The following is a 4,230-nucleotide window of genomic DNA, read 5'->3' as shown; positions in this document are numbered from 1 at the left end:
CCGCTGACGCGAGTAGAGATGCAGTGGTTCACCCAGGCTTGAAAGCGTCTCTCCCGACCAGACAGCCGTTGCAGCAGTTGCCGACATCTCCGTCGAGAACTGCGTGTGCCCTGACTGGCTTTGCGTTGGAGAACCGCTCTCAACCGGGAGTAGTGGTCTCTGACCTGGTTCAACTGCTGTCCATTCCAGTTGTCCCCCTCAGAGGTATGAGCAATATCCGCAATATCCCTCCTACCCAAATCCACGCCAATCGCCTTGGCGGTGTTCTGCGGTTCCAGTACCTCAGACTCCACGCAAATCTGGGTGAAGTAGGAATCGTCTTGGCGTTTGACCAACGTGGCTGCTTTGGGATGAGAACCCGCCAGCATCCCGCGCTGGTAGGAGCCAACATCCAGCTCAAAGCGTTCGCGTCCCTCAACGGTGGTCAGCGATACTGTCCAGTCCCTCTCACGGAAGGAGAAAATGCGAGCGTCGTACGTGACAAAGCCGCCCTTAAACGCTTTAACTGAACGGTTTTTCTGTTGGGCACTCTTACGTGCAGCGGCTAGCCTCCTGCCTACCTGCTGTGCCACTCGCGCTAGCGGGACGGAGTCCTTATTGCTGGAGAACCCAAATCGGGTACGAATTTCGCGGTAGCAGAGCGATTGAAGCTTGACTGCGTTGACCACCTTCTCTGGTGTGTTTTGGTTGACCCAGTTTAGTGCTTGTGCAAAGGCATCCAGAGTCGCATCCAGCTTGGCGGCTTGCGACGCAGATACCTTGAGCTTGCAGGAGACAGTTAAAACTTGGGTCATGTTGCAACTATACGTCCTCTGCATTCCTCCTGGCCCTGACCGGCCCCCCTCCCCCCGTATACGGGGGTACAGGGCGGGGCTCCTGCGGTTTCTAGCTGAAATCTCAGGGGCAGAGGGGATTGGCTGCTGCGGCTGCTCTCCGGGATCTTTGGGGCTAGAGTAGAGATAGTGCTGTGGAATCGGGCAACTGATGCTCTCTCTGGAGCCCAAGGGCCTGGCAGACGGCCCGATTAACTTGGCGGAGTACATCGACCACACTCTGCTGCTGCCGATGGTGACCCCAGAGAAGATCGACCAGGGGTGTGAAATTGCTCTGCGCTATGGCTTCCCCACTTTTTGCGTGCCTCCCTGCTACGTGCCACGGGCGGTGGAGCGGTTACACGGAGCTCGGGTACGGGTGAGCACCGTGGTGGGGTTTCCCCTGGGCACCAACACGGCGGAGGTCAAGCTCTACGAGGCCCAGTTGGCGGCGGAGCAGGGGTGCCAGGAGCTGGATGTCCGCATCAATTTGGCCTGGCTCAAGGCGCGGGAGCTGGATCGCCTCCACGCCGAGATTGCTCAAATTGTGGAGGAGACGGGGGTGTGCGTCAAGGCCATTTTGGAGACAGCCCAGCTCACTGACGAGGAGAAAAGGCTGGCCGCTGAGATCTGCATGGACGCGGGAGTCGCTTTCTTGATGACCTCTACCGGCTGGATGGGAGGGGCGACACTGGCCGATGTGCAACTGCTGTGGCAGCTTAGCCGCGGCAGGGTGGGAGTCAAAGCTTCGGGCGGCATCCGCACAGTGGCGCAGGCGGAGGCGATGATCGCCGCGGGGGCAAGCCGCATCGGCACCTCCTGGGGGCTGGAGCTGATGCGAGAGCTGCAGGCTAGAGGAGCTGACGGCCCATGAGTGGGGTCACCTACCGGGTGACGGGCATTAACCTCAAAGCGATACCGCTGGGGGAGGCGGATCGGATCGTTACCATTTTGACCCGCGAGCAGGGCTTGATTCGGGCGGTGGCCAAGGGATCCCGTAAGCAGCCTTCCAAGTGGGGAGGACGGATGGAGCCCTTTGTCGTCAACGATCTGCTAGTGGCGCGGGGGCGTTGGTTGGCCCAAACGGATCCCTCGCGGCGTCTCCAGCGCATCGCCCAGGCAGAAACCCTGCAGAGTTTTCCCCGTCTGGGCCGCAGCCTGGCCCACCTCACAGCAGCCCAGTACCTGGCGGAGGTGGCTTTGCTGCTGGCCCTGCCCAACCAGCCTCAGGAAGAGCTGTTTGTGCTGCTGGTGGAGCATCTGGAACGCATCGAGCAGGCCCCTGCAACAGAGGCCGTTTTGCCGCTCCTTGTCCATGGGCTCTACCACCTTTTAGTGGTGGGGGGGGTTGCCCCCTCGGTACAAGCCTGCTACTCCTGTGGGAAAGAGTTAGTGGGCGAGGTTTTCTTCTGTCCCCAGGTGGGCGGCCTGGTCTGCGATCCTTGTCGGCTGGCGCAGCGACTCAGCCCAGTTGCCTGGGTCTCTCATTCCGTCCTGCAGGCCTTAGGATCCCTGCCCAACCCGACCTTGTCCCGGCTGGCCGAGCGTGCGCTGCCTCTGGCAACTTGGCTGGCGGCAGAACGTCTGTTGCGGCGGGTTTTGGAGCTGCATGCCGACCGCGAAATCCGTTCCGCCGGTCTGCTCGTCAGTTGCTACCCTGTCCCTGTTGCCGAAACCCTCCTCCCTGCTTCAAATGGCCAGGGATCCCCAGTTGCGGCAGCAGCTTTTTCTGAGGAGGATTCCGAAAGCTTGGCAGCAACCTGAAGAAGTTGTGAAGGTATGTATCAAGTCGGGCAAAATGGCCGCACAATAGAGGGTTAAGGCGGGTTAGCAGCCGCTTCTGGATGATAGATTAGGTGGTAGAAAGTAACTTCTTACGAAGGCTTCTCAGATTCGGTTTGGCGCCAGTCAACCGCGGTAGCGTTTGGGGAGGAGTGCCACACCTGTGCTACCGAGCAGGAGCAAGTGAAGTTGAAGTTGGCGCTTTTAACAAGATTGAATCGAGTGCCGGGCGAGCCTTCGGTGTTTGTTTTCTGGAGCTGCATCCTTGGATTGCGGTTTCCGTTGCCGACAAACAAGGGTTTGGCAGCGTTGCAGTTCCCAGGGGAAGTCCACCCATCCAGAAGGAGCCCCTGAGGAGGCTGCGTCTGACCACCTCGAGTTCGCGCTCACCTCAATTTTTTCCAATCCTTTTCATCTAGAAGTTTAGGAGTTGCAGCACCGTGGAAGCCCAGCGCAAAGAACGGATTCTCGTGGTCGATGATGAGGCCAGCATCCGCCGTATTTTGGAGACTCGCCTCTCGATGATCGGGTACGACGTGGTTACTGCTTCCGATGGGGAGGAGGCGCTGGAGGTTTTCCGCAAGCAGGACCCTGACCTGGTGGTGCTGGATGTGATGATGCCGAAGCTGGATGGCTACGGGGTCTGCCAGGAGTTGCGCAAAGAATCCGACATCCCGATCATCATGCTTACGGCGTTGGGGGACGTGGCCGACCGCATTACCGGGCTGGAGCTGGGGGCAGACGACTATGTGGTTAAGCCGTTTTCGCCCAAAGAGCTGGAGGCCCGCATTCGTTCGGTGCTGCGGCGGGTGGCGCGGTCGTCCCATGAAGGGATCCCCAGCTCAGGGGTGATTCAGGTGGGGGACATTCGCATCGATACCAATAAGCGGCAGGTTTACAAGCGGGACGAGCGCATCCGCCTGACGGGGATGGAGTTTAGTTTGCTGGAGCTGCTGGTCAGCCGCTCTGGGGAGCCGTTTTCCCGCGCCGAGATTTTGCAAGAGGTGTGGGGCTACACGCCGGAGCGCCACGTGGATACGCGGGTGGTGGATGTCCACATCTCGCGGCTGCGGGCCAAGTTGGAGGATGACCCGAGCAACCCTGAGCTTATCCTGACAGCCCGCGGTACCGGCTATCTGTTTCAGCGCATCGTTCCAAAAGGCGAGGAGTAGGACGGGATCCCCCTTAGCAGCTCTTCCAGAGCCCTCCGCATCTGCTGCAGCGGGCCAACCCAGTTGCCACGAGCTTCTTGACGGAACAGGCGCATCACGCCGGGGTACCAGGGGCTGTCCTGCCGCTGGAGGAGCCAGCGCCAATCGGCGGCAAAGGGCAGCAGCACCCACACTGGCTTGCCCATCGCCCCGGCCAAGTGGGCCACGGCGGTATCGACACTGATCACCAGATCCAACTGAGCAACCGCTGCAGCGGTATCGACAAAGCTGCGAAAACGGGATCCCAGCTCCATCACCTGGTGCTGCTCCAAGAGGGGGGCCCACTGGCTGAGATCTTCCCCCACCTGTAGGCTGACCCACTGCACGTCGGGCAAGTGGAGGTGCTGGAGCAGGAGGTCGAGAGGACAGCTTTTCAACCTTTGCACGCGGTTGAGTTCGGGGGTGGCGCGGCGGCCACTGGCCCA

Annotated in this window: 5 protein-coding genes; 3 read left to right on the top strand and 2 right to left on the bottom strand. The window is 60.3% G+C overall.

Features of this window, described 5'->3' with window-relative positions; translation table 11 throughout:
• Positions 1-794 (bottom strand): transposase (locus NW863_RS09525; protein ID WP_414365960.1); only part of this gene is annotated, 794 nt, incomplete at its 3' end.
• 190 nt (positions 795-984) lie between these two features.
• On the opposite strand from NW863_RS09525, the gene deoC reads away from it, so the two are divergent.
• The 3 genes from deoC to rpaB all read left to right on the top strand — a co-directional run bounded on the left by deoC (position 985) and on the right by rpaB (position 3,766).
• Positions 985-1,686: a deoxyribose-phosphate aldolase gene (gene deoC, locus NW863_RS09520; protein WP_414365959.1), complete on the top strand. Its 702-nt coding sequence runs from the start codon at positions 985-987 to the stop codon at positions 1,684-1,686.
• Positions 1,683-2,576 (top strand): DNA repair protein RecO, encoded by an 894-nt coding sequence (gene recO / locus NW863_RS09515; RefSeq protein ID WP_414365958.1) that lies wholly within the window; start codon positions 1,683-1,685, stop codon positions 2,574-2,576. The genes deoC and recO overlap by 4 nt, the downstream gene beginning before the upstream one ends.
• 458 nt (positions 2,577-3,034) lie before the next feature.
• Positions 3,035-3,766 (top strand): response regulator transcription factor RpaB, encoded by a 732-nt coding sequence (gene rpaB, locus NW863_RS09510; RefSeq protein WP_414365957.1) that lies wholly within the window; start codon positions 3,035-3,037, stop codon positions 3,764-3,766.
• Here the strand turns inward: rpaB and NW863_RS09505 are convergent.
• Positions 3,736-4,230: glycosyltransferase family 9 protein (locus NW863_RS09505; protein ID WP_414365956.1), on the bottom strand; the 495-nt coding region annotated here is incomplete at its 5' end. The genes rpaB and NW863_RS09505 overlap by 31 nt on opposite strands.

It is taken from the genome of Synechococcus sp. B60.1 (genome assembly GCF_047462555.1).
Taxonomy (GTDB): domain Bacteria; phylum Cyanobacteriota; class Cyanobacteriia; order Thermostichales; family Thermostichaceae; genus Thermostichus.
The sequence above is the reverse complement of the archived record's forward strand: the minus strand, read 5'-3'. Positions and strand labels throughout refer to the sequence as shown.

Excerpts from the sequence above, each read along its gene's own strand:
- recO (WP_414365958.1), top strand. The coding sequence starts at position 1,683 with ATGAGTGGGGTCACCTACCGGGTGACGGGCATTAACCTCAAAGCGATA.
- deoC (WP_414365959.1), top strand. The coding sequence starts at position 985 with ATGCTCTCTCTGGAGCCCAAGGGCCTGGCAGACGGCCCGATTAACTTG.